Origin of the sequence: Pseudobutyrivibrio sp. OR37 (assembly GCF_900113655.1) — a bacterium.
Taxonomy (GTDB): domain Bacteria; phylum Bacillota; class Clostridia; order Lachnospirales; family Lachnospiraceae; genus Pseudobutyrivibrio.
The window spans coordinates 12,658-38,580 of record NZ_FOQF01000031.1; the positions used below are offsets into that span (position 1 = coordinate 12,658).

Below are 25,923 nucleotides of genomic sequence, written 5' to 3' on the forward strand. Positions count from 1 at the left end.
TTGCTACACTTACGTAGATGCAGTATATAGTGGGTGAATTGTTTGGAACCATGTAAAACCTACTTTTTAAATAATAATATTATTACAAGGATTGGTTTAATATGATGACATTTCCAAAAAGAAATATAATAGTACTTCTACTTATTTCATTAATGATTGCTTCCCTGTTTAATGGGGCAGTTTTGGCTACAGATTTGTCCGATAAGGAAACCATAATAGTTGGTGTACCTTCAGATAGATGCCCTATTTTTTATACTGATGATTCGTCTAAAAATATTGTAGGTATTGGAATTGATTTAATGAGTCTTGCGGCAGAAAATGCTGGTTATAATGTAAATTTTAAGATCATAGAAGACTCATCACTTAAAGACGCACTAGACAACCCTAATTATGATTTGGTAATGCCTTTTGGCAGTTCTATAAAAAGTACCTCAGGACAACCTTCAATCGTATCAGATAATCTTATGACAACACCTTTCACGATTGTCACTTTGAGTAACGGTTACATTCAATCTTTAGAACAAATAAAGGTTGGAATGCTACAATCGATGGCAGGTGTTGCTGATACTGTTCACACTTTGTATCCAAGTATGAATCTTGTTTTGTATGAAACTATGCCTGATTGTGTGAATGCTCTTCGAAAAGGTGATGTTGACGCATTACTTTACAACTCTTATGTATGGAGTTATGTGCTTCAAAAACCATCATATTCAGATTTAGAAGTTCAACCAACAACAATGTTCTTAATGGATTTTAGAGTTGGTGCTGTTGATACCCCCAAAAGTCAGGAGCTAATAAACCAGATTAATGTAGGCATTTCTAAGATTAATGATAATCAACGTCAGGCGATTATATTGGATTATACATCTCGGCGTCTGTATAAAAATGATTTCTTTGACTACTTATATATCTATGGCAATCTAATCATTATATTTGGATTATTATTGGTTTTTATTATTCTGCATTTCGTTTCAAAACAATATGCAATAAAAAAAGAGCAAGATGAGCAAATCCGCCAATTAATTGAGTATGATGCTCTTACTGGAACCTTAAGTCTTGATGGTTTCCGTAAAAAAGTTAAAACGCTATTAAGGGAGAACCCAACTTTAACGTATTTAATATCTTATAACAATATTAAAAACTTTAAATTTATAAACGATAAAATGGGTATGAATTCAGGTAATGATCTTTTAGTTTTTTGGGCTGATAAAACCATGAATTACCTGTCTGAAAAAGAAGCTGTTGCAAGAATGGGGGCTGATCATTTTGCAGTTTTAGCTCTAGTTCCAGATGACAATAATCTTTTCAATCAAGAAAAGACTGTATTTGAACCTGTAAAAAACTATTATATAAATCAGGGTATCGACTATACAGTCCAGTTATGCAGTGGTGTATACGTTCTAACAAGTGATGATTACTCAGATATTAATGTTGATAAGATGTTGGATTATGCCCATTTAGCAGAAGAGAAAGCTCACAATTCTGTCTCAGGTGTGGGATATGAAATATACAATACTGACCAATGGGAAAAAGCTAAAATGGTTGCCGACATCTGTGGTCATTTTTCAACGGCTGTAAAGAATAATGAAATACAAGTATGGTACCAACCACAAGTTAATTATAAGACAGGCAAAATAGTTGGTGCCGAGGCCTCATGTAGATGGAACCACGAAAAGTTAGGCTGGATAAGTCCTGACATATTTATACCTATGTTAGAACAAGCAGGGCTTATCTATGATTTAGATTGCTTAATATGGGATAAAGTATGTCAAGACCTCCATAGATGGAATGAAAAGGGTATCCAACATTCCATTTCGATAAACTTATCACGTTATGACATTGAAAAAAATAACAACATTGCGGACTATTTCAACAATCTGGTACGAAATTATAATATCGCTCCGTCACAGCTAAGGGTTGAAATTACTGAAAGAGCATATGTTGAAGATACTGAGCTTCTAATAAAAACAACTACTGCCCTTCAAAAATATGGTTTTATTGTTGAAATGGATGATTTTGGTAGTGGCTATTCTTCATTAAATATGCTTAAAGAGGTTCCTGTTGACGGAATAAAGCTAGATTACATCTTTTTAAAGGACGAGAAGAACAAAGAAAAAAGCAAAATCATTATTAACTATATAATCAAAATGCTTTTGCAGCTTAAATTCAACTTTATTGCTGAAGGTGTCGAAACCAAAGAACAGGCTCAATTTCTTTTAAATATAGATTGCGAACAAATGCAAGGATATTATTTTTATAAACCTATGCCTGTAACTGATTTTGAATTATTAGATTTCGATAACATAAATAATAAAACCGCCAATAGAGCATACATTACTTAAATATCCTTTATAAAGTTAGATTTATAAGATTTGTAATAATAAAATAAGCCCTAAACCGAAGAATTCGTTCATGAATATCCTTGGTCTAGAGCTTATTTTTTACTGAATTTTAGACTAACACACCACCTAATTACCATCCGCATTTACATCTATCTCCATATGACCGGTGTCATATCCACAATCGATATGAACTGTTTTCGGGATAATTAAATCTTCATCAGCTACAGGATATGTTAAATAAAGTTTATCGTCCTTCCATGTAAACTCTGGTTTATCACCCTCATATTCGGTATAAATCCACTCTTCATAAGCATAATTTGTGTTTGAATCAGTGCCATCAATAGTGTCATTAAGTATGATTCCATAGCATCCCTTCTCTTTACTTATTATTCCATATACCTTGTATCTACCTGTAGAATCCTCTGCTAAAGATATAAGGGCATCTTGGGAATTATCAATAGTAGTTCCCCACTCCACTGGTGTAAAATTAAATTCATTAAGAACTCTATCAATCACATGTGTATAGTCATCACTCTCCTCTACTATTACCTCAGGCTCATATTTTTCTACAGTCACATGACCTTTAGCCTTCTTACCTGTAACAGTAACTGTATATGTTCCAGCTTCTTGAATACCTACTTCAAAACTTGTTGTAGGAATGTTGTTGCCTTGATATACTGGATCATCTTCTCCACTTTGAATAGTTAATGCAATACTTCCACCTTCACTATCTACCCATACAGAAAAGCTGTCACCTGACTCACATTCAATATCATGCGAATATGATGTATTTAATATAGAAAAATCTATTTCAAAAGTATCATCTGTTTCTACCTTATTTCCATTAAATGTGGCTCCGCTATTGCCACATCCACATAAAGCAGCTGAAATTAATACAGTTAATACAACTTTCCATTCTTTCATTACGTTTCTCCCTTCAGAATACATTAATATAGTTTTAATTGTTTATTTATCTGTGTCTTATACACCCTTTTGGCATAAAAATAACCCCTCCGTATATACGAACTAAACTAAGCTTAGTATATCACAGAAGGGTAAGTTATTGGACAAAGTTATATGATTGAATTGATTACGTATTATCCGTGCCTATAAAATATTAATCATTGAATCTAAGGAATTTCTTTTCTTATTGCCTAAAAGACTTTTAAAATCATCAGAGCGATATCCTAAATCCAAAAAACAGATAGGATAGATATTTTCCTGCAAATTAAAGACTTTTTGTGTTTGCTCAACATCATTGACTCCAGCCCAACAAGTATCTAATCCAATATCAGTAGCAGCAAGCATCATATGTGTTGCAACAATGGTTTCCTCCTTCATTTGAATCATAATTCATTATACGGGCTAATTTTTTTAATGTCAGTAAAACTTTTTCATAACACAAAAAGACCAGCCGAAGCCAGTCTAATTGGGGTAATCAAAATCAAGATAAAGCATTCTAATTTATTTCTAAAGAAATCTAAAATTCAAGTACATTTGGAAACTATCGTGCTATTATTCCAGCATTGAAAGGAGAACTACCTTGAATAAGAAAAGAATTATAGCATTAGGTTTTGTGATGGCTGCTTTAATTATTGCTTTTACAGCATTCACATTAATAAATAAGAAAGATGTAAACAAAGGCTCTGCCCTAACACTTGAAGGCAATACAATTGTCGTTAGCATCTTTGCTAGTGATACCAACACAAACTGGAATGACAAAGAGGATGTTGCGAAGAAGTCCACCATTTACACTTATCTAGATATTGCCTGCAATTATCTTGAGGATGCTGCATCAAAGTATGATAAAAAAGCTACTTTTATTAGCAATAAGAAGGATTTGGAATATAGTATAACATTTGATAAAAGCATAACCTGCTCAGAAGTGGTAGATAATGGCGAACTTGATGAGACTGTCTGGGAATTTATTGCTAGTAATATTGATGAAAGTACATTGAAACAAAAGTATGATGCTACAAATGTAGTATATATGCTTTACGTAGATTCAGACGAAAGCAACACTGCTATTAGCTGTACCAGGGATTATTACGACGGCATGCCATACGATTCCGAAATTGTTTACTTATATAATATAGATGGAGGAACAGTAAATTGTCCTGCCGTCTATGCTCACGAGATTCTTCATACATTTGGTGCTCCTGATTTATATACAACTGATGATGAATTAGGAATCACACAGGAGGTCTTAGATTATGCTAACAAAAACATGAGCAACGACATTATGCTTACCTGTTCAGACCTGTCAACAGATGAATACAATTACCAAGAAATTACAAATGAAGTTGATGACATAACTGCTTATTATGTGGGTCTTACCTCAAAATGCGAAGTGTTAAATCAATAAAATTAGAATATCTTCTGAGCCTTTGAAAAAATCCCTGTAAATTTAATATAAGACATGGGCCTTCTATGATAAAATTTTTAAATATCAAGGAAGTTCCTGTACCTATGACCTGGACTCCTCTGCAAGATGTCATTGATGTCATGCCTACATTTGAAATAAGTAGTTAATATAATTATCGACTTTTTTATTCAAAGCCTAGTTTTTAGCAGGTCATAAATTATCCTCAATTTTGTTGTATTATCACCATATACAGTTATGTCCATGGATGGAATCAACCTATGAAGCTTAGTCCTAAGAGAAAAATTATATCTATTAATATTATATTGCTAATTCTTGTTATCCCATTTTTTATATCTGGGGTTTCTTTTGCTGCTTCAAGCAATGAAAATACCATCATTGTCGGCGTTCCAACGGATAGATGCCCTATGATTTATATAGATGATTCTGATGGTTCAATCATTGGAATTGGACCAGAATTACTTCGTATTGCCTGTGAGAATATCGGTTATAACGTTGAATTTATTGCTATGGAAGAATCTTCACTAAAGGATGCGCTAGATAATACCTCCTATGATATAGTCATGCCTATAGGAAGCGAAATTGAAAGTGCATCTGGACAGTCATCAATCGTTTCTGACGATTTAATGCTAACTCCTCTCACTGTTGTAACTTCTGAGGGCGATAATGTATCAGACATTAATCGTGCAAAAATTGGAATGCTTCAGTCTCAAGCTGGTATAGCAGACACGGTAAAAAGCCTATATCCAGATATTGAAGTCATACTGTATAAAGATATGTCCAAGTGTGTAGAAGCCCTACGTAAAGACGAAGTTAACGCATTACTTCATAATTCCTACGTTTGGAGTTATGTCCTTCAGAAGCCTTCATATATCGATTTGCATGTTCAACCAACTACAATGCTTTCAATTGGTTTTAGAGTTGGTGCTTTAGATACACCTAATAATCAGGCGCTTATAGAAAAACTTAATGAGGGTATTGCTATGATTAGTGATACCCAGCGCCAGGCTGTTATTTTAGATTATACTTCTCGTAAACTGTACAAATATGATGTACAGGATTATCTTTACGCCGATAGATATGTCTTTATCATGTGTACAATTGTAATTGTTCTTGTAGCACTTCACTTTCTAGCAAAGCAACAACTGTTAAAGAAAAGAACCAACAATCAAATTCGCCAAATGATAGACTATGACTCACTTACTGGTGCTCTTAGTATGGCCGGATTCCGTGAAAAAGTAAAAGAACTACTACTGGAAAATCCTTCCACTCCATATATTATTTCTTACAACAACATTAAGAATTTCAAATTCATAAATGACAAAATGGGAATTAACTCTGCTGATGAACTTCTATGCTTCTGGGTAGAAAAATCATTGGAGTATTTCTCTGACAAAGAGGCTATGGCCAGAATTTATGCAGATCAATTTGCTGTTTTATGCTGCCTACCTGATGACAACGGTTTCGAAGCAATGGAAACAAACGTATTTGAACCAGTCAAAAAATATTATATTAATCAGGGCAACGACTATGAAGTTCAGATATCCAGTGGTCTTTATGTCTTAACTCCTGAAGATTATAAAAATATTAACGTTGATAAGATGCTAGACTGTGCTAGATTAGCTGAAAAGAAAGCACATCTATCTGTTACCGGGGGTTACGAAGTATATAACATAGATCAATGGGAAGCAGGAAGACTGCTTTCAGATATCTGCGGTCATTTTTCTACTGCTGTAAAACAGAATGAAATAAAAGTCTGGTATCAACCTCAAGTCAACTATAGAACTGGTGAAATCATAGGCGCAGAAGCTCTCTGTAGATGGAACCACGAAAGGCTAGGTTGGTTGAGCCCAGGTCAATTTATCCCAATGCTAGAACAAACTGGTCTCATCTACGATTTAGATTGTCTAGTTTGGGAAATAGTTTGCAAAGATATTCATAGATGGAACGAGCAAGGATTTAAACGTTCTATATCAGTTAACCTATCTCGATTTGATATAGAAAAGAACAAAAACATCTCAAAGCACTTCAAGAATCTTATCGAAAAGTACGATATTGAACCTTCTCAGCTAAGAATAGAAATCACTGAGAGTGCCTATGCTGATGATAACGAATTACTATTAGAGACAACTGCTCAGCTACAGGATATAGGATTTGAAGTTGAAATGGATGACTTTGGCAGTGGCTATTCATCCCTAAATATGCTTACAGAAATTCCAGTTGATGGAATTAAACTTGATTATGTTTTCCTAAAAAACACTAAGAACTTTGAGAAAAGCAAAATTGTGGTCAAGCATATCCTACAAATGCTTCGTAACCTAAAATATAAATATATTGCTGAAGGCGTGGAAACTAAAGAACAAGCCGATTTTCTTATTGCTATAGACTGTGAACGAATGCAAGGCTTCTACTTCTACAAGCCAATGCCTGTAGAAGAATTTGAAATTCTCGATTTCGATAACATAGAGTTGTAATATTGTATTATAGGCTGCCGATGGCAGCCTTTTCTCATGGACTATCTTTCATTAATAGGATCAATACTGATATTCTGTGTAGGCTTAAATCTTGTTTGGGGCAAAAAGATTCGTGTAGCAAATATGCTACCTGCCGCAGTTCTCGCTGTAATAACAGCTTATATCCCATTTTTTAACTAACAAAAAAGGAGTCTCCAAATGAAAACCTGTCATCTTAGCCATTGATGAAGCTCAGTATATTTACCATAAGCTAAACCGTGCAGGTGGCGCTTCCACAATCATTGACAGTAATGCCATCACTGCACTTGCCGGTTACAGCCAGGGCAATCCTCGACTCATAGACAATGAATTCATATTTTGTCAGCACATATAGTTATACTCACCGGCTAAAACCCGTTGCTGCGTTCCATTTGGAAGGATTAATTTTGCTTCAAGTCCTACAGGAATAAATAGATGAATATGAACTTTTTCGTTAATATAATCCCATCCCATTTCTATTTTTCCTGCTGGTGAATCATATGTTGCTTTTGCAGAAGTAAGTCCATTTGCATCATCACCTATATATATTTCAGGTTGTATTATCAGCTCACCATCACAATAGTGTATTCCACATACACCATCCATAATCCAGCCTACAACAGCTCCATAAGAATAGTGATTAAGAGATGCTTTTGGTTCCTTTCCCGGCTGAATTCCATCCCAGTTTTCCCAAAGGGTTGTGGCACCTTGATTTACCTCATATAACCATCCTGGCATTTGTGGATTCAATAGCAATTGATATGCCTCTTTTATATATCCTCTTTTCGCCAGCTGCCTGCATATTTCAGGTGTGGTTAGAAATCCTGTATTTAGCTTTCCATTTTCTCTTTTTACCATCACAGCTAACTGTTTTGCCGCAAGCTTGTCGGCCTCTTCGTGTAAAAGCCCAAAAGCCAGTGGTCGTACTAATTGACATTGGCGTTCTGTAGTAATCAATCCATTTTCTGTATAAACTTCAATATAGCCTTGTCTTGCTTTCTCAGACACGCGAATTAACTCATTGACTTCAGCTTCAGGTCTATCTAAAATTTTGGCAATCTTTGACATAAGCATTCCGGAATATGCAAAATAGGCATTAGCAACATCATAGTTACCATCCTTCATGCTTTCAGCCGCGCTTCGGCCTGGCTCACACCACTCGCCATAATTCATCCCCTTTTCGATCACATAATTTCTATTCTTTTTCGAATGAGACTTGTTAAAAAGTTTTTTCTTACGCGCCTCTTTCTTCAAGAATGAATACCAGTTGCACATCATGCTATAGTTTTCACTGAGAACACGCTTATCCCCGGTCAATTGATATATTTCCCAAGGCACAATTATAATAGCGTCTCCCCACGCAACGGATCCAGCCAATAGCTTGGCAAAAAATCCAGGTTTATTGTTAGGAGGTGCAATGTTCATTACTCTTCCATCAGAAAGCTGTGTATACCTACACTGTCTTAACCATTTTTTCAATACAGGAACTGATTCCATCAAACGCAGTCCTGTATATGCAAATATACCAGCATCGCCAGTCCAACCAGCACGTTCTCTTGTTGGGCAGTCTGTTGGAATATCACAAAAGTTTCCTTTCTGACTCCACATTGCATTTTTTACCAACTGATTTAGCGCTGTATTTGATGTAGTCACTGAAAGAGTATCCATCATCTGAGAATACACCGCATGGGCATAGAATACTGCTTTTGATAAATCGGCATTTGTCTCTACTTTTACATAACGAAATCCCATGATGGTAAAGTTTGCATGATAATGGTTATACCCAGCTTTCATTGTATAATCAATAGTCTGGTAGGTTCCACCTTCTTTATGACGTTTTCTATCTTGAAAGTTTTCCTGTGTAAACTCTCCATTTTGGTCTAATGTCTCACCATGAATCAGGCGTATTTTTTCTCCTGCCGCTCCATTTGGAATTATAAGCTCAATCTGTCCCGCTAGGTTTTGACCAAAATCAAGAACTGTATCTCCTTTTGGAGTTTTAATGATTGTTGCATCAAACCTCTCCATTCTTAGTATAGGCACAGTATCCATTGCTTTCAAAAGCTCATACCCAATAGGTACTTCCTTCACTTCATGCCAAGCCATCTCATCATCTGACAAGTCCTCCATTCTGGCATCATATACCTCGCCATGTTGCATATCATTCTGTCTAAGAGGGCCATTTTGTGATGCTTGCCATGTGTTATCAGTTGACACAATGGCTTTCCCGTTAATCTCTAGCTGGCATATTACTGCCGTTTTTTCGCCAAATAAATTTCTGTCACCATCTACACCTGATGTACTACGATACCAACCATCACCTAAGATAATATGTATTTCATTTTCTCCAGTCTTAACATAGTTTGAAATGTCATATGTTTGATATGGTATTTCGAATTTATAATTGGCTGTTCCTGGTGTAAGCACATAATCAGTTATTTTTTGCCCATTTATATATATTTCATAGAGTCCACAAGCACTGGCATATACTCTTGCAGTCTCTATTTTCTCCATTGAATCCAGGCAGAATTTCTTTCTAAAAACTGATGCTGGCTTATGAGGAAGAAACACTTCCTTTTTTTTATGCTTTTTCTCGTTCCATGCTTTTAAAGCCGTAGAGTTCATATAATCTGGAGTACCTATATCAAATTGATACCCAATTTCCTCACTTGGCTCAATCCATTTAGCATACCAGTCATCACTGTTAAGCAGGCCATATTCAAAGGTGCCTCCATCTGCCCATTCACCTGAGCAATCGTCCTGATCCCATAAACGGATAGTCCATGACATGTTATCTCTTGACCTATGCTCTGGTGCAATAATAGCATGCATTTTCTTGGATTCTACCTTGCCAGTATCAAGTATTATCTCACTACCCTTTTTTACAACTATTTGGTATGCGCTCTGCATAATACCTTCCTGACACTGCCATGAAACATATAAATCCTGTGCATCTATTCCTATAGGATTATTCCGGTACTCGGTTTTACAATTTATTGCTTTCATCTATTCCTGTTACCTCTCGCTCATTGGGTGTTTTAATTCACATACTCTTTTAGAAACTGAGAACTAATTTCAGCAGAAATTATTGGTGACTTCTGTTCCCAATTTCTATGGCTTTCAAGAACAACCGCTTCTACTTCATTCTCTTTTGCAATTTCAAGCATTCCTTGTAAATCCATACTTCCTTTTCCAAGCTCACAACTATCGGTTTTTAAGATTGATGAAAGTGGTCCCGTCTGTTTTGAGCCTCTATCATTGATATGCCAAAGTTTCATTCGCTGCCCAAGTTTACCCATCCAGTATTCAGGATTCACTCCAATATCAGCAGCCCAATATGAATCAAATTCAAAATTCACATATTCCGGATTGGTCTCTTCAATCAAAACTTCATAGGCCATCTTTCCACTTTTTAATCTTCTGAACTCGCAATTGTGGTTGTGATATAAAAGACTTAGTCCTTCGTTCTTTAGCAATTTTCCTGCTTCATTCAAATTATTTGCCAGGTCATAAACTGCCTTCTCATCGGTATAATCAAAGTGATGCATGCCTGTAATAACCACATATTTTGTTCCGTAAAGATGAGCCTCTTTTGCCACTTCCTCTGTTCTTTTCAATACGCTACCCAAGTCAGAGTGTAAACTAATAACTTTAAGGCCGGACTCATCTATCAATTTTTTCCAGTTCAGCTTGCCACTTTTTCCCATAGGCATCCCTGCCAGACGAGTCAAGGCTCTTATGATAAATGGCATGGGGTGAATCATGTATGAACATAATTCAATCCCCTGATAGCCAGACGCTCTCAATCTACCCAATGTGTCTTGTGCCTTTTTTTGATTGCCTATCACGGTTCGAAGCTGAAACTGTTGTATTCCTCGAATCACCCTCTACTACCTCACTTTCTATTATTTCTTCTGGCCTTTTGCCTGAATCTCAGCCATCTTTTCCTTTGAAAGAGGGCTTATTTTCATGCATATAATTGAGATAATCCATCCTATTATTGGAAATCCATAAAGCAATAACACTGTCAGATACTTAATACCATTAGTCATAGGATCATTTGGCTGTGGCATAGTTGTCTCATAACCAATAAGAGCAACACAGCCCATGGTAATCACTGTTGCTAACGACGATACAAGTCGGTCAATCATAGAATAGGTAGCTGTAACAACAGCAGGAATAAACTTTCCAGAACGGTCTTTCTCATAATCGACTACATCCGCACTCATTGATGTTGTAGCTGCTGTGACACCCATTTTTGTTCCATTAACAGCTAGAGTTAAAACGAAATATACAATAGTTGGAAGTACTGCAACTGTAATCGTTCTCGTATTAATTGTCAGTAAAAATACAGTCATAAGTACTGTTGCAATGAGACTTACAAATGACCAGAATGAAATAGCTTTTCTACTTCCATGCTTACCTGCATACTTTCCTCCAATAATGGCGAACACGATTGAAGGAAGCATCGCAATTACACTGATTAATGTGGAAAGCTGCATATTTCCGATCAGTATTCCAAACATCATTGTTGATACAATAGATTGACTACCAACCTGATTTGCAAGTTTTACAGCAGAGGCTGAAATCACGTAGGTTTGCATTGCTTTATTCTTGCCTAAAAGCGAAACCATATCTTTAAAAGAAACCTTTTCATTATTGGTTGCAGCCACATCTTCAAAATTTTCTGGACAGTCAGTCTCAGATACACCTATGCAAGCCAGAATAATGAACACAAGAGAGATTGTCACTGTTACAATGCACGAAGTGCTAAGCATTTCAACAGAATATGTATTTTGATACTTTGGAAGAATTACCATTGTGATTAAAATTGTCATAATCATTGGCGCAAAGTAACTATAAACAGTTGCCCATACCCCTACCATTGGTCTTTGCTCAGGATCATTTGTCATTACCGGACCCATTATTTGGCCTGCAACATTATTCATGGCGTATCCAAATAAATAAATGACATACATTACTACGAAAAGTATAATTCCATGTCCTTTACCACTTCCCCAAATAAATAACAATAAAACCGCTGCAGACTGAATCAGCCATCCGCCAAAAAGGAATATACGAATCTTTCCAAATCTGGTGTTAAATTTATCCACGAATACTGCAATTACAGGATTTAGAACACCCTCAAGTATTCTACTGAATGTAAGAATAGTGCCCATTATCGCAGTTGCAATACCATACCCAGCATTTCCAACATAACTGACGTAAGTCATTAAGATATAAAAACACATTGCGTTTGCAGAATTCATTTGTGATAAGGCAATTTGCCAGTTCTTTGCTTTTCTGTAATTAATCTGATTTTCCATTTTTGCTCCTTTTTACTATCATTTTGTATCTAGCGTAGACTTCCAAGAAATCTCAGGCTTTCCTTTGGATGTCGGCTCATATCATTTCGATCAACGCCAATAAGTCCAAAGGTCATCTTGAATCCCTTTTGCCATTCGAAATTGTCTAGTAATGACCAATAAAAATACCCTTTAACTGGTAATCCATCATCTATACATGATTTAATCTCATCAGTAGCAGTTTTTATGTACTCTACTCTCTCGTTATCTTCTGATGTTGCAATTCCATTTTCCGTAACAATTAAATCTCCTTTGAAGGACTTTGCCACCTTTCGAACTACATTTCCAATTGCTTTAGGATAGTTTTCATATCCCATCTGGGTTGTTTTAACTCCATCAGGTAAACGTTCCTCCCCCTGCTCATCGAAGCATTTTCTCGTATAACATTGGACGCCGAGGAAATCATCGCCTTCAATAGCTGGAAGATAATGAAGTAATTCTTCATCCCATACTCTTTCAACTGCTTTAGTTGATTCTGCACTATTTGATTCTTCAAGTGATTGTAAATCATGCAATGATAATGTAATTCCAACCTTTAAATCAGGCCTAGCTTCTCGAATTGCTTTTACCGCAGCCATGTGTGCTTTCATTACAATTCGGTCTCCTTCATCTGAGCACTGTGATACAAATACAGCAACATCTCTTGGGTCTTTAAATCCAAATGCCTGTGCACTTTCCATTGCAGCTTGAATCATACGATTCTGATCCAAATTGATACCAACCTGAACCTTCGAATCTTCTTCTGCCTGTTTTTCTTCTAGAGAACGACTTGCACTCATGCGAGCCATCATGCTTTTCATCAGTCCAGCCAATTGATAACGCATATTGGCTTCATTGATGGTGCAAACATAATGAATTCCTTCTCCCAATTCTGAAACAATTCGTCCGCAGTATGCAGCAAAATCATCAATGACCTCAGGATTCTCCCATCCGCCTTTACGAATTAACCACTTAGGAGATGTAAAGTGCATTAGAGTGATAACCGGTTCCACTCCATTTTCTACACAGCACTTAATGACATCCTTGTAATGCTCTACTTCTGCAGAATCCCATTTGCCCTCCTCTGGCTGTATTCTTGCCCACTCAACTGAAAATCGATATGCATTCAGTCCAGCATCCTTTAATAGCTTTATATCCTCTTCAAAATGATGATAATGATCTACTGCCAAACCAGAAGGTTCATCAAACATACTGTGCTCCAAATTCTCCTGAACCCAATAATCACTGTAAATATTGTTTCCTTCTACCTGATGTGCAGCTGTGGCAGCCCCCAATAAAAAACTCTTCTCAAACATATTCCTTCTTCCTCCTTAGTTAAATGTTAAGTTGTGAACACATTATATTGGGATGAACAGATATTGTATTTTATTAATTTGATGTGTATTATAGTTTTATGATATTTGCTATATTTTTCCCTTTTTGCACAATTTCCTACTGCGCAAATTTATGAAAAAGTTACAATGGGAGGCTGATATGAAATGCTATTATCACAATTAGAATTGATTTATCAAATATATGGAGTTCCAATCTCAGTATTTGATTTAGATGGGACATGTAAGAAACTTATCCCTGATAAGAATTTTAATGGCGCTTTTAAACTATCTGATATTCCTGAATGGACACACTTTAGTTCTTTTACAAATCAAGTTTGTTGTCTTGTCTTAGATTCCCTGCTTCTATTGGGATTTATCCCAGATCTTTCAAATAAGCAGATAATCGTCTTGGGGCCTGCCACTACTGTCGAGATGAATTCTGTTTCCCTGAAACATTTTACGGGTCAGATAAGCTCCAGCTATTCAAAAGAGATTGCTTTAGCAATATCGAGTACACTTGCTTCGATGAAATTGACTGACCTACATCAATTTAAAGCTACCTTATCTCTAATAGAATCCCTATTGGGTGTGGAAATACACGATATTAAAACAATTAGCGAATACTCAACGAACTTAACTCAGATAAATGCGCTAGAGAAAGTTACTAATGCAATTACAACAGAGATTACTTTTGACGATCATGACTACACTGACACAGATATTCAGGACAGAATTCTATTTTATATTTCTCATGGCATGGTTGAAAATCTTGAGAATCTTGTTATTCCAGAGCAATTTATGGAATCGATGAATAGATTAAATCTACGATATGCTAAAAATTCACTCATTGTTTTGAACTCTCTCAGCCAACGTGCAGCTCTATCTGCAGGCGTGCCATTACGTTCTACTGACTCTTTAGGAAGGGCTTTTAGTGACCAGATAGAGTCCTCGCCTGATGTTGAGTCCCTAATTCAATTATCAGCAAGAATGTTCATTCCCGCTGCCTATGCAAGGTTGGTCAGAGATGTTAATATACCTGGCAACACAAGTCGTGATATTCGAACTGTAATAATATATGTTCAAAATCATTTTAGAGAACAGATAACTGTCAAGAAACTTGCTGAATTAGTGAATTTATCAGAAGAACATTTATCCAGAAAATTTAAATCCGAAACAGGCATGACACTAAAGAGTTTTATTGTTAAAGAAAAAATACACGAGGCAGAGGCTCTACTTCGCTTCACAGATCTATCACTATCATCAATTTCAGAAATATTATCATTTTCATCACAAAGCTGGTTTCAAACTGCTTTCAAAAAGCAGACTGGAAAGACACCTATGGAATATCGAAAGGAAGCCTAGTGATAGGCAATATGCCATATTTTTAAACATAAAAATAGAGCTACACCATATGATGTAGCTCTAAGAAGGAGAATAACTTAAATGAAAAGAAAATTATAAGTCTACTTCCGAATCCAAAATCTGGCCTGTTGTCATATCGATTTCATATGTATATTCAACATGACCAACTACTAACTTAACCTCATATACTCTAACACCATCTTCTGTGTCATCCTCTACATGAGAATATCCAACTTCACTTTCAATATATCCTGCTTTATTAAGTGCTATTTGCAAAGCTCTATCTGCCGAAATATCCTTTTCCATCATTGCAGCCATGGCTGTCTTTGATGGTGCAGTTGATAATGCGATAACTGATAAAAGTGCTAATGAAAATACGAAAACCTTCTTCATATCTGATTCCTCCTCTGTAGTAACTAAAGGATTATTTGTTATTTGATGAATAAAGAATAACATGTAGTCTGTCACACAAGTATCACATCATAAAACACAAACTACAAAGGTGTTGAGCTCACAGCCTTATCTGTTACCATAAGTAAAAATAAAGCCCACATTGCTGTGAGCATTATTTTCTTTCCGTCCTTAACTGTGAATAGTAACAAGCCTTGAAAATCCAATAAATAATATATATTCTCTATGTATAAAACTAAGAAACAAGAGGGAAACTATGCAAATCAGAACTGCTACTAAAGATGATCTAGCTGCAATAGCAGATGCTAAAAGTCACGGTAGATCTGGGCTAGTTCTTACCTGTAAAGATAAGCTAATTACTTACTATTCAAAGTTTGGTTTTGTAAATGAAGGTATAAGTGAATCCGTGCATGGTAATGTCACTTGGTATCAAATGAGGTTAACCCTATGAGAAAACTAATTCTATTTGGTGATTCAAATACATACGGATATGATCCAAGGGATTTCCTTGGAGGCAGATATGGTGAGGATGAACGCTGGGCTACTATTGTTCGCAACGCCCTAGCAGACCGCTTTGATGTCATCGAGGAAGGAATGAACGGTCGCCAGCTCCCATCCATAGAGTATGGCTACTTCACCAACCTTCTCACTGACCTTTCAGCAGAGGATATCTTTGTCATGATGCTTGGTACCAATGACATATTGCTAACCTACAATCCCAACGTAGAGCTAGTTGTGACAAAGCTTGATAGAATCCTAAGCTATGTCAAAGAAAACTGTAAAGCTCAGTTCATCCTAATAGCTCCACCTTACATCAAAGTAATTGAACCAGAAATGCAGCGTTACCATAATTGTTGCATAGAGATGAACCAGCGCTTCCTCAATCTAGCAAAACAATATGACATCACCGCCTTCGATGCCAGCGAGTGGAATATTGCTATGGGTTCTGATGGAGTTCATTTTTCAATTGATGGGCATAAAAAGTTTGCCGAATCTCTATTGGAAGTTTTACAAGGAATATTATGATGTTAACATTAAAGCAATTTGTAGCTATTACTGGATTATTATTTACAGCATTTGGAATCGGCTACAAAGTTGGCCGAGATAGCAATGCAAAGAAATAGCCGTCCTGCAGCCTGGAAAACTTAGGACGGCTTAAAACGTTTTAATTAATCTAGGCCACCGTCTATCGGTAACGCCTTTTCTTATCGTCATTATATAGACAATCAAATTATTTGTAAATATATATTGTTCTTTTCTATGGTCTTGGTGTCATTTCATTCCATCTATTATGCTTTCAAAATGTAGACTAGCTTTATCTGTTACCATTAACTTATTTCCAATCATTACTCTAATACATAATCAAATGAGTTTCCTATCTGGCCTACGCCTACGCTGCCAAACTCGATACTTCCTCCATTTGCAATGCTTGCGTTCCAGTCAACCGGTGTGATTACATAATAATCACCACTTGTTGTGACATTTACATTCCAGCTAGAATCGATGTTTACCTGATTCTTATTTACCTTTAATGTCCATCCGTTAACTGTGTTTCCTGTGGCATTAGAAATCTTATAGCTTACCTGAAAGCCGCTTCCCCAGTTATTGATTGTATAACTAAGCTCTAATCCCTTATCTGCTGGCTGTGGAACTGGTGTTGGAACTGGTGTTGGCTGAGGTGTAACTGACTGCTCAGCTACCTTCTCAAATACCCATTCCTGATTTGGATTGCCATAATATAACCACTGACATACATTGGTGCCTTCAACTTTTTTGTGCTCATAAACATCAATGTAACGCACTTCCTTAGAAGACCTTGTAGCAATAGTATAAACACCATTTGTCTTGGTATTCTTTAATAAGAACTTCTGAGCATCTCCTCCATATGCATTGTAAATACCAATATTTGCACCATCTTCAGCAGAACCATTTGCTACATCAAGCATGAAGTCGCCAAGCTTAGATGTGAGGGTAATATATCCGTCATTTGTATTCTTAACATACCATTTTTGGCCATCAAGGCCTCTTCCTGTTCCAATACAAACATTTGCACCAGCCTTAGCTGAATCACCTTCAACTGTAAGATACTTCTGTGAATTTGTATTCTTTAAATAATACCAGCCATCATCAATATGTGCTGTTGAATTCGTATTTACGTTTTGTCCAGATGGTGTAGGTGTTGGCGTTGGTTGTGGTGTAAATGAGCCAGGATTACCAAATGTCTCTGTAAATGCCTTTACAACTTCATCATAGGCTGGCTTTGCAACACCAATATTTGACCAGATAAGTGGCTTTTCATTTCTAATCCATGTCTCTGCATCTGATGGTCCCCACCATGTGATACATGAAATGTTTCCACCATTCTTTTTTGCGGCGTTAATATTTTTAAACAGGCGATATGCGTAATTGTTCAAATCATAATCGCCTTTGTTTGTGATATCAAGCTCTGTGATCTGCACTTCAAATCCTGCACGAAGGAATGAGTTAAGTGCATTTGTATAATAATCTACTGAAGGAAAGCCTGTTCCAAGATGTGACTGCATGCCTACACCTGCACAAACCTTCTTCCCCTGATTGATGTAGTTTACTAATTTTATCACATCATTGACTTCCATGTATGTATTGTAGTCGTTGTAGAAAAGCTTAACTGAATTTGTAAGCTTGTACTGCTCAAGTACCTGATATGCGTAATTAAAAGCTTTCTTTACATATACTGCGTTTGTCTTGTTGCTTCCGTAAACAGCTTCCCAACCAGAATTCTGAGCATGAAGTGTCTCATTGCACACATCCCAATATACCAGTGTGCTACCGTATTTGCCTGAATAGAAATGTCCCATTACAGACTTAACATAAAACTCAAGACGAGCATCCATAGTAGCTGTATTTACAAATCTGCCATTTCCTGAATAATTCTCTCTGAATAGCCAGGTTGGGGTCTGTGAATGCCATACAAGAGTATGACCTCTCATCTTAAGACCATTCTCATAGCAAATTTTTACTGCTTCATCAACTGTTCTAAAATCAATTTTTGGGACATAACGCTCTTTGTAATTTGAAGGAATATAGTAACCAAGACGCTTTGCTTCATCAACCGAAATAAGAGTTGCCTGTCTGCTTCCCAAAAGGTAATCAGGCTTCATTTCATTGCCAAGTGTTACTATATTGGAATCCTTTTTGATTGCATTTACAATTCTTGAATCCCTAAGCATGTGTGTATGCACACAGTTTCCAGAATACCCATATTTTGCTCCATAGGTCTCCATTAAATTGTAGCTGGCAGCGTTGGCATCTACCTTAGACGCCATAAAAAATGTGCTGAAAACTAAGGCAAGTGCCAGTACTCTTGCCATCAGTTTTCTGATTTTGAATTTTTTCATACATCTTCTCCTTTTGTGAATTGTTGCCATACTTAATGCGTATTCAGACTATTTCGCCGCAGATGTCCGATATTACGCATTATTATATTGTCTGTGTAATTATATTCTAACAACACCCCAAAAGTTACTCTTATCAAAAATTGCTTTTGAATACCTAAAAGTTGCTATTCGTAAGATAAAAAACCTCCTCACTATGAGGAAGGTTTTAAACTCATCTTTATGAGGCAGATATGCTGAATGCTTTATAAAAAGCTTGGAAATTATCTTTAATAATTTGTTCGATTTACAAGAATAGGTGTTCGGGTGTATTATACAGTTACGAAGACAAACGTATTTTCGAATATATGAGATTGGATGAAATGATATGATTACAGATAGATACAGAAAAGTGTACGAAAGAGGTAAACCAAAGCACGCGCCTTTTGATGATTTTTCAATTAAACACCCAGCTATGGATTTATCCAGACGCGCCAAAATATTCAGCCCTTTCGACGCACTAAAAGGATTTAACGAAGAAATCGCAAGTACAGAGCAATCTTTTGAGGCCAATTATTCTGACTTAGAGCATGTACCTGCAGAAGAATATCCATAGGAGGTTCACTATGTGTACCAGATATGCACTTGATATAACTCAACCTGAATTGAAAGAAATTATAGATATTGCAAAGAACTCACGTCTCACTACTAAATTTGTAGACACTCATGCAAGACCTCTTATCACTGATGGCGAAGTCCGCCCTACAGATATAGTTCCCGTTATAGCTCCTAATTCCAAAGGAGAAAAATGTGTATTTCCAATGCAATGGGGATTCACTGCCCGGGATAATAAAAGATCTTTATTTAATGCAAGGCTCGAAACAGCCAGCGAAAAGCCAACATTCAAAGATGCCTGGCAATCACATAGATGTATAATTCCAGCATCTTATTACTATGAATGGGAACATTTTAAGAGTCCAGATGGAAAAATAAAAACCGGTAATAAATATGCCATTCAGCCAACTGGCAGCTCCACCACATGGCTCTGTGGTTTATATCGCATAGAAAAAGGCTATCCTGTCTTTGTTATTCTAACTAAAGATCCAACTGAAGATCTAAGTAAGATACATGACAGGATGCCTCTTATGCTACCAAAGGATAAAATCGAAGACTGGATTAATCCTTACACAAACCCCAACGAAGTTCTACCATATGCATTACTTGATATGGTTACAGAAAAAACTCGCTAATGGCTCCAATTATATCGTCTTCTGCGTCTTCAATATCTTCTATTAGCTAATTTACCATTCCTCTCTAATCTTTTTAAAATCGATTGTCTTGCCAACTTTCTTCCAAATGATAGAAAGATAAATTATATTTATTACTGATAGTACACAATACATGATTATTGATTTTATAGCAGTATCGCCCTCATAAATGTAACCGTGGGATGTTTCCTCATTTACAAATAATCCAGATTGAAAATCAACAAAGAAATCATTTAGACCGTGAGCGATAGCGCAAGCCCAAATATTTCTGGTTTTCCAATAAAGTATGAGAAGTCCGAAGCCAAACAGACCTGCCTCAGCTGTTTTACCGATAGCCTGTCCCCAGGCTGTTGGTGACGACATATCAAACCCAATAATATGCACAGCGCCAAAGACAATGGACGACACAATTGCGCTGAGCACGAAAACATATTTCCAATTTCGGAACTTGTAAATAATTGCATCATTTATAACTGCTCTAAAAGCCAGTTCCTCAAATAAACCAACTGACATATACATGAGAAATACAATGATTATTTCCTTTAAAGGGTTGGCTACAAATGGTGTCTTTTCCTCTATATGTGCAATAATTAAAATACTTCCAAATAATGCAGACAAAATAAGGAAGCCCAGGCAATACTTAAGCACATAGCCTGTGGAATTATCGCAATTAGTCAAGGCTTTATCTCCGGATATCTGATATAAGAAAAAACATACCGCACCACAAAGCATTGTTCTTACAATGAAAAACTGGAAATTCGTGTCGGTTTTAATGGATTTAAAACAAATAATCACATAAATAATACAGATAGTCGCAGTAATTATAGGTGACTTTTTCAGAAAATTAATATATCTCTTTAACATATTTCTTCTCCTAAAAAATTTAATAAAGACTATTTATATAATCTGTCAGCTTCGCTCTAGCATAAAAATGTTCTGGTTTATCAATCACATAATCTGGCTCTACTCCTTGATCAATATCATAGATAGATCCATTTTTCATATAGCTCAGACGATTCGGACTTGAAATTTGAAGTAATGTTCCGTCGGCTGTTGAAAGTGGCATAACTACACAGGCACCACCGCCACTTTGCTCTCCAATAATCTTTGCTCGACCTGAAGATTTAAGTACACTTGGCATTAAATTTCCACACGAAAAACTTGAAGGTGATGTAAGACAATACAAATTGTAATCGAGTAAGGAATCCTTTTCGTCATACCGTCCATCTAAATTAGCATCTACCTTAAAGGACTCATTTGCATAGGCACCTGTTAACGTATCCTGAATGCAAACCGTACCTTCACCCAGAATAAGACTGATAATATAGCTGGCGGTAACCGAATCTCCACCACCATTTAAGCTAACATCAAAGACCACATTTTCAATTGGGCTATTTGCCCTGGTTATCTGTGAATATGCATATAAAAACAGTCCGATAGTATCCTCTGTATCTTCTGTTGGTGGTTCTTTATAGTAATCAACATCTTTATCCTTGGTCGCAAAACTATCAAATGTTATATATGCTGTATTCCCAACCTCCTGATAGCCTGGCACTCCCTCTGGGAAATATTCCATCCTGGCCTGATAATATTTCATATATGATTCATACTTGTTTAAAGATGAGTGTCCATATTTGCTTTCTACTTCCGCATCCATTCCAAGACGCCATGAATTCAAAGTATAACCACTATGACTATCATCAATATAAAGGTCTAAAAAAACACTCAGGGCATTAGCGCTTATAGCAGGATTTTGGCTCTTTAATGCATCTTTAAGGGCAACATCTGAAAGGAACTCATCAAATGAATCTATTCCATGAAATTCCTTCAGTCCATAGTAATAATCCATTACCATGCATAATTCGTTATAACTGAATTCCGAAAGAGCTTCACTTTTCTCTGTGACTGGTTCAGCCTCGTACCATTTTCTTAATAAATCCTTTCCTGTTTCCGAACCATACTCATATACAAAGACTGACTTTTCATTGTATAGCAGTAAAACGTAACAAGGTAAGGCTAGCATAATATCGCTTACAGTCTGTAAAGGAACATAGTATTTCCCTCCATTAGCGACTAAATCAATTCCGTACTTTTTCAAGTCGATAACCACTTCTGAACCATAGCGGCTATAAGAGCTTTCCTCTGAAATTGTAAAACCATCAAAGACACCATCCGGTGATAAAACGTCCATTATAGTTCTTGACCATGATGGCACGAAGAAAGCGTCAAAGTCCTTGAAGCTAAATTCGTCCTTATCAAAGTCAATCTCCATATAATACTGATTATCGCGAGTGAGTGTTACTAGGGAGCCTTTTTTTGTCACATCCAGTGAATAACCATCATCTTCATTTATTTCGTGGTAAACTCTTTCAATCAACGTTTCGGCATCATCTATATCTATGTATGGTATATCCAAATTATCATCAGTAAAATATAGGTTAATATTGTCTTGTTGATCTATAGAATAAAAATACAAAGGTACCTCAGCACTTCTTAGGGCATCATTGGCAGAATTTCCGCAAGAACTAAGCAAAGTACCAGCTATTAAAGATATAACCACTATCAAAACAGGAATTTTTTTATGGAAGGCTCTGCTCATAAATAGTCTCCTATATTCATCATCCAATTATTCCATCTCGTTAATAATCATATTATTAAACTTTTCACCAATCTTTTTAAATCTAATTATTATGCGAATTGAATAAACAATAAATCCGACTATTACGATAAGTGCATACACGCTACCTATAGTAAGCATCACGTTGTCTTGATTTGCCATTCCCTCAAATACCATGTGATTACTGGTTGAACCAGCATCATATAAAGTATGAATAATGAGTGGAACAACAAATGCAGCTATGTTAAAAATTGCTACAGGTCCAGCATTATTTTTCTTATTGTACATGGCTATACCTAGAAATTCACCCATAAGCATATCCATTGCCATGTGACCTGGAAGCATTGGAAGTCTCACAAAAACGCCTATCAATTCAGAGCCGTAACTAATGTCTTCTGCTATAGAAAATCCTATACCGACTGCTGCGCCAATCAATATATATTCGTAGACATTGTTTACTTTTTTTCTAAATACCAACAGCGTGATGATTATCATTATTAACTTAATAAGCTCTTCTGGAAAAGCTGCAAATAAAAATGGTGACATAAATTGTCTTGCAACTGTTGGCAATTCACTATATTGGGCACCCTTTTCAGTTCCCAATCCAATCATCACATACATAACTGCTCTTGAAGAAATTATTTCAGACAAAATGCCAAGAATAATTGGCAGAAGGGCTTGAGGAACACTAATTTGCTCAGGCTTTTCTCTTTTTATCATTCTCATATAGAGAAACCCCAAAACTCCAGTAGTTACTAATCCTGCAATTGCTTGTTGAATAAAAGTAATCATCCCGATACCTCCTCGTTAACACAAATCTACCAATATCCATTGGATACTGTCACACTATTATAATAATTATACAATAACTTTTTCCTGCTCTAAGTTATTTCACACTTTTTTCGCCATAAGTTCACTGTCTGACATATTTAATAGGGATAAGGCGCTACTGAAAATTTTAGAATTTGTTCGATTTACAAGAATACATGTTCGGGTGTATTATTTATAAAAACAAACATATTTTCGATTTTATTCACTTTTATAAAGGAGGTAATGTAAATGAAGTTGAACGAATTGGTAGGTGTTTCATAATGGATGTATCTGATCATTTATTAATACCTAAATGCTATATCGCTATAGACATGAAGTCATTTTATGCATCCGTAGAATGTGTCGCTAGAGGCCTTGATCCACTTAAGGCAAATCTTCTAGTTGCAGATGGAAGCCGAACAGACAAAACCATCTGTCTTGCAGTCTCCCCTGCCCTTAAGGCCATAGGTGTCCCTAGTCGACCTAGGCTATTTGAGGCTAAACAAGCCATCGCCAAATACGAACGGGCTCATCATACCAAGGTTCTTTATATTACTGCTGTTCCACGCATGCTTGAATATGAAAAAGTATCCGCCAAAATCTATGGCATTTTTCTAAAATATGTAGCTGCAGAGGATATTCATGTTTATAGCATCGATGAAAGTTTTATTGATTGCACTCCTTACCTGCACCTTTATAAAGCTACTGCTATAAAAACTGGCCAGAGTCCCGCTCATGTCATGGCTATGACCATGATTAGAGATGTGCTAAAGCAGACTGGCATCACCGCCACAGTAGGGATTGGAACAAATCTATATCTTGCAAAAGTAGCCATGGATATCGTAGCCAAAAAAGCGATAGCCGATAAAGATGGCGTCCGCATTGCTGCTCTTACGGAAGATTCATACAAAACTTTACTGTGGCCACACAAGCCACTTACAGATTTTTGGCAAATAGGAAATGGAAAGGCTCGTCGCCTAGAACGAAATATGATGTTCACCATGGGAGATATTGCTGAACGCTCCCAGGTAGATGAGGAATGGTTCTATAAAACCTTTGGAATCGATGCAGAAATTCTGATTGATCATGCCTGGGGCATCGAACCAGTCACAATGCATGATATTAAAAACTACAAATCAGATAACCACTCTCTTTCCAACGGCCAGGTGCTACCTAGGCCATACAAATACGAGGAAGCTTGCATTGTGTTGAAAGAGATGATTGATATATTATGCTGCGATATGTACAAGAAGAATCTAGTATCTTCAAAATTCACCTGGTGGGTAAGCTACGATTATAAAAGCCTTGAATACTGCCCTCAATACGATGGCCCTCTGGCAATTGACTGGTATGGAAGATTACACCCAGCCCATTCAAATGGCACAGTAAACCTCCGCAATGCAACAAACACCTCTAGGCTTGTTATTGAAAGCATCATGAAAGACGTTATAAAGAAAACCGACCACAGGATATTATTTCGCCGGCTATGTATATGCGCTTGTAATGTGGAAAATGATGGTGGTTATTTTCAATTAGATTTTTTTACAGATTATCCAGCTCTTAATAAAGAAAAACAGATTCATTCAGCCCTTCTAGATGTAAGAAACCGATATGGAGCTAACGCCATATTGAAAGGCATTAATCTGCTAGAAGGAGCTACTACTAGAGAAAGAAATGAACAGATTGGAGGACACAAAGCCTAGTTTTGAGTCCTTCGCTATGTTCTCTATCCGACTGAGCTATACACACATTTTGTCATTTATTTTTAATAAAAAAAGCAAGCATTTCCTAATGGATTGTGCTTGCTAGTGCTTTATTAGCAACCTCAAAACTTCACACAGTAAAACTTTGTCTTCCGATTTTTGCTACATTCTTTTCTTTTAGAATAAACCTTCGATCTATTAGTATTCATCAGCTGAATGCGTTACCGCACTTACACCTTGAACCTATCTACCTTATCGTCTATAAGGGATCTTATTTCCTTGAAGGAATGGGATATCTCATCTTGAGGGGGGCTTCACGCTTAGATGCCTTCAGCGTTTATCCCGTCCAGACTTGGCTACTCAGCTATGCCGTTGGTCGACAGCTGATACACCAGTGGTCCGTCCACCCCGGTCCTCTCGTACTAGGGGCAGCTCCTCTCAAATATCCTACGCCCGCGCCGGATAGGGACCGAACTGTCTCACGACGTTCTGAACCCAGCTCG

The 25,923-nt window shown here is 36.6% G+C and carries 20 protein-coding genes, 1 rRNA gene and 1 pseudogene; 10 read left to right on the top strand and 12 right to left on the bottom strand.

Annotation, left to right across the window (positions count from 1 at the left end):
• Positions 1-101: 101 nt before the first annotated feature.
• Positions 102-2,342 (top strand): EAL domain-containing protein, encoded by a 2,241-nt coding sequence (locus BM097_RS13110; RefSeq protein ID WP_090550938.1) that lies wholly within the window; start codon positions 102-104, stop codon positions 2,340-2,342.
• A 126-nt stretch (positions 2,343-2,468) separates the two neighbouring features.
• Here BM097_RS13110 and BM097_RS13115 read toward each other — a convergent pair whose 3' ends face one another.
• Both BM097_RS13115 and BM097_RS13120 read right to left on the bottom strand, forming a co-directional pair.
• Positions 2,469-3,266 (bottom strand): hypothetical protein, encoded by a 798-nt coding sequence (locus BM097_RS13115; RefSeq protein WP_090550943.1) that lies wholly within the window; start codon positions 3,264-3,266, stop codon positions 2,469-2,471.
• 183 nt (positions 3,267-3,449) lie between these two features.
• Positions 3,450-3,692 carry a nitroreductase family protein gene (locus tag BM097_RS13120; protein WP_242944716.1) on the bottom strand — a complete coding sequence of 81 codons (243 nt, stop codon included), beginning with the start codon at positions 3,690-3,692 and terminating at the stop codon, positions 3,450-3,452.
• A 193-nt stretch (positions 3,693-3,885) separates the two neighbouring features.
• Here BM097_RS13120 and BM097_RS13125 point away from each other — a divergent pair, with 193 nt between their 5' ends.
• The 3 genes from BM097_RS13125 (at position 3,886) to BM097_RS16935 (ending at position 7,379) form a co-directional block, all read left to right on the top strand.
• Positions 3,886-4,707 (top strand): hypothetical protein, encoded by an 822-nt coding sequence (locus BM097_RS13125; RefSeq protein WP_090550947.1) that lies wholly within the window; start codon positions 3,886-3,888, stop codon positions 4,705-4,707.
• 278 nt (positions 4,708-4,985) lie between these two features.
• Entirely contained in the window at positions 4,986-7,199 is a 2,214-nt protein-coding gene (locus BM097_RS13130; RefSeq protein ID WP_090550951.1) for an EAL domain-containing protein, read from the top strand.
• A 36-nt stretch (positions 7,200-7,235) separates the two neighbouring features.
• Positions 7,236-7,379: a DUF554 family protein gene (locus tag BM097_RS16935; protein WP_334292395.1), complete on the top strand. Its 144-nt coding sequence runs from the start codon at positions 7,236-7,238 to the stop codon at positions 7,377-7,379.
• 180 nt (positions 7,380-7,559) lie between these two features.
• On the opposite strand, the gene BM097_RS13140 is transcribed toward BM097_RS16935, so the two are convergent.
• The 4 genes from BM097_RS13140 to BM097_RS13155 are packed head-to-tail and all read right to left on the bottom strand — an operon-like array spanning position 7,560 to position 13,878.
• Positions 7,560-10,223: a family 78 glycoside hydrolase catalytic domain gene (locus BM097_RS13140; RefSeq protein ID WP_090550956.1), complete on the bottom strand. Its 2,664-nt coding sequence runs from the start codon at positions 10,221-10,223 to the stop codon at positions 7,560-7,562.
• Positions 10,224-10,255: 32 nt separating this feature from the next.
• A complete protein-coding gene (locus tag BM097_RS13145) occupies positions 10,256-11,101 on the bottom strand; it encodes a sugar phosphate isomerase/epimerase family protein (protein WP_028247890.1) in 846 nt (281 codons plus the stop codon).
• Positions 11,102-11,122: 21 nt separating this feature from the next.
• Entirely contained in the window at positions 11,123-12,544 is a 1,422-nt protein-coding gene (locus tag BM097_RS13150; protein ID WP_090550960.1) for an MFS transporter, read from the bottom strand.
• A 29-nt stretch (positions 12,545-12,573) separates the two neighbouring features.
• Entirely contained in the window at positions 12,574-13,878 is a 1,305-nt protein-coding gene (locus BM097_RS13155) for a glycoside hydrolase family 1 protein (protein WP_090550964.1), read from the bottom strand.
• Between the two features lie 183 nt (positions 13,879-14,061).
• Here BM097_RS13155 and BM097_RS13160 point away from each other — a divergent pair, with 183 nt between their 5' ends.
• Positions 14,062-15,258: a helix-turn-helix transcriptional regulator gene (locus tag BM097_RS13160; protein ID WP_090550968.1), complete on the top strand. Its 1,197-nt coding sequence runs from the start codon at positions 14,062-14,064 to the stop codon at positions 15,256-15,258.
• A 93-nt stretch (positions 15,259-15,351) separates the two neighbouring features.
• Here the strand turns inward: BM097_RS13160 and BM097_RS13165 are convergent, their stop codons facing one another.
• Positions 15,352-15,651: a PepSY domain-containing protein gene (locus BM097_RS13165; RefSeq protein ID WP_015550988.1), complete on the bottom strand. Its 300-nt coding sequence runs from the start codon at positions 15,649-15,651 to the stop codon at positions 15,352-15,354.
• A gap of 310 nt (positions 15,652-15,961) precedes the next feature.
• Here BM097_RS13165 and BM097_RS13170 point away from each other — a divergent pair.
• Positions 15,962-16,120, top strand: a pseudogene (locus BM097_RS13170) (GNAT family N-acetyltransferase); the annotation flags it as partial.
• Entirely contained in the window at positions 16,117-16,695 is a 579-nt protein-coding gene (locus BM097_RS13175) for an SGNH/GDSL hydrolase family protein (RefSeq protein WP_090550977.1), read from the top strand. The pseudogene BM097_RS13170 and the gene BM097_RS13175, both read left to right, overlap by 4 nt.
• Positions 16,696-17,015: 320 nt before the next feature.
• Here BM097_RS13175 and BM097_RS13180 read toward each other — a convergent pair whose 3' ends face one another.
• Positions 17,016-19,046: an endo-1,4-beta-xylanase gene (locus tag BM097_RS13180; RefSeq protein WP_177197468.1), complete on the bottom strand. Its 2,031-nt coding sequence runs from the start codon at positions 19,044-19,046 to the stop codon at positions 17,016-17,018.
• 364 nt (positions 19,047-19,410) lie between these two features.
• Here BM097_RS13180 and BM097_RS13185 point away from each other — a divergent pair, with 364 nt between their 5' ends.
• A complete protein-coding gene (locus BM097_RS13185) occupies positions 19,411-19,638 on the top strand; it encodes a hypothetical protein (protein WP_090550980.1) in 228 nt (75 codons plus the stop codon).
• 10 nt (positions 19,639-19,648) lie between these two features.
• Positions 19,649-20,272 (top strand): SOS response-associated peptidase, encoded by a 624-nt coding sequence (locus tag BM097_RS13190; protein WP_177197469.1) that lies wholly within the window; start codon positions 19,649-19,651, stop codon positions 20,270-20,272.
• A 51-nt stretch (positions 20,273-20,323) separates the two neighbouring features.
• On the opposite strand, the gene BM097_RS13195 is transcribed toward BM097_RS13190, so the two are convergent.
• The 3 genes from BM097_RS13195 to BM097_RS13205 are packed head-to-tail and all read right to left on the bottom strand — an operon-like array spanning position 20,324 to position 23,699.
• On the bottom strand, positions 20,324-21,154 hold the full coding sequence (locus BM097_RS13195; protein ID WP_090550987.1) for a CPBP family intramembrane glutamic endopeptidase: 831 nt from the start codon (positions 21,152-21,154) through the stop codon (positions 20,324-20,326).
• A 19-nt stretch (positions 21,155-21,173) separates the two neighbouring features.
• The gene (locus tag BM097_RS13200) at positions 21,174-22,889 is read right to left on the bottom strand and encodes a S41 family peptidase (RefSeq protein WP_090550991.1); all 1,716 of its coding nucleotides are present in this window, start codon (positions 22,887-22,889) and stop codon (positions 21,174-21,176) included.
• 27 nt (positions 22,890-22,916) lie between these two features.
• Entirely contained in the window at positions 22,917-23,699 is a 783-nt protein-coding gene (locus BM097_RS13205; protein ID WP_090550994.1) for a PrsW family glutamic-type intramembrane protease, read from the bottom strand.
• A gap of 299 nt (positions 23,700-23,998) precedes the next feature.
• Between BM097_RS13205 and BM097_RS13210 the strand changes: the two genes are divergently transcribed.
• Positions 23,999-25,420 carry a Y-family DNA polymerase gene (locus BM097_RS13210; RefSeq protein ID WP_090550997.1) on the top strand — a complete coding sequence of 474 codons (1,422 nt, stop codon included), beginning with the start codon at positions 23,999-24,001 and terminating at the stop codon, positions 25,418-25,420.
• A gap of 178 nt (positions 25,421-25,598) precedes the next feature.
• Here BM097_RS13210 and BM097_RS13215 read toward each other — a convergent pair.
• Positions 25,599-25,923: ribosomal RNA gene (locus BM097_RS13215) — 23S ribosomal RNA — on the bottom strand; the annotation flags it as partial.

What these genes read in the sequence shown, in the direction of transcription:
- BM097_RS13110 (WP_090550938.1), top strand. Translation starts at nt 102, where the DNA reads ATGATGACATTTCCAAAAAGAAATATAATAGTACTTCTACTTATTTCA.
- BM097_RS13200 (WP_090550991.1), bottom strand. Translation starts at nt 22,889, where the DNA reads ATGAGCAGAGCCTTCCATAAAAAAATTCCTGTTTTGATAGTGGTTATA.
- BM097_RS13175 (WP_090550977.1), top strand. Translation starts at nt 16,117, where the DNA reads ATGAGAAAACTAATTCTATTTGGTGATTCAAATACATACGGATATGAT.
- BM097_RS13195 (WP_090550987.1), bottom strand. Translation starts at nt 21,154, where the DNA reads ATGTTAAAGAGATATATTAATTTTCTGAAAAAGTCACCTATAATTACT.
- BM097_RS13210 (WP_090550997.1), top strand. Translation starts at nt 23,999, where the DNA reads ATGGATGTATCTGATCATTTATTAATACCTAAATGCTATATCGCTATA.
- BM097_RS16935 (WP_334292395.1), top strand. Translation starts at nt 7,236, where the DNA reads ATGGACTATCTTTCATTAATAGGATCAATACTGATATTCTGTGTAGGC.
- BM097_RS13115 (WP_090550943.1), bottom strand. Translation starts at nt 3,266, where the DNA reads ATGAAAGAATGGAAAGTTGTATTAACTGTATTAATTTCAGCTGCTTTA.
- BM097_RS13190 (WP_177197469.1), top strand. Translation starts at nt 19,649, where the DNA reads ATGTGTACCAGATATGCACTTGATATAACTCAACCTGAATTGAAAGAA.
- BM097_RS13205 (WP_090550994.1), bottom strand. Translation starts at nt 23,699, where the DNA reads ATGATTACTTTTATTCAACAAGCAATTGCAGGATTAGTAACTACTGGA.
- BM097_RS13160 (WP_090550968.1), top strand. Translation starts at nt 14,062, where the DNA reads ATGCTATTATCACAATTAGAATTGATTTATCAAATATATGGAGTTCCA.
- BM097_RS13155 (WP_090550964.1), bottom strand. Translation starts at nt 13,878, where the DNA reads ATGTTTGAGAAGAGTTTTTTATTGGGGGCTGCCACAGCTGCACATCAG.
- BM097_RS13180 (WP_177197468.1), bottom strand. Translation starts at nt 19,046, where the DNA reads ATGAAAAAATTCAAAATCAGAAAACTGATGGCAAGAGTACTGGCACTT.
- BM097_RS13150 (WP_090550960.1), bottom strand. Translation starts at nt 12,544, where the DNA reads ATGGAAAATCAGATTAATTACAGAAAAGCAAAGAACTGGCAAATTGCC.
- BM097_RS13165 (WP_015550988.1), bottom strand. Translation starts at nt 15,651, where the DNA reads ATGAAGAAGGTTTTCGTATTTTCATTAGCACTTTTATCAGTTATCGCA.
- BM097_RS13140 (WP_090550956.1), bottom strand. Translation starts at nt 10,223, where the DNA reads ATGAAAGCAATAAATTGTAAAACCGAGTACCGGAATAATCCTATAGGA.
- BM097_RS13120 (WP_242944716.1), bottom strand. Translation starts at nt 3,692, where the DNA reads ATGATTCAAATGAAGGAGGAAACCATTGTTGCAACACATATGATGCTT.
- BM097_RS13130 (WP_090550951.1), top strand. Translation starts at nt 4,986, where the DNA reads ATGAAGCTTAGTCCTAAGAGAAAAATTATATCTATTAATATTATATTG.
- BM097_RS13185 (WP_090550980.1), top strand. Translation starts at nt 19,411, where the DNA reads ATGATTACAGATAGATACAGAAAAGTGTACGAAAGAGGTAAACCAAAG.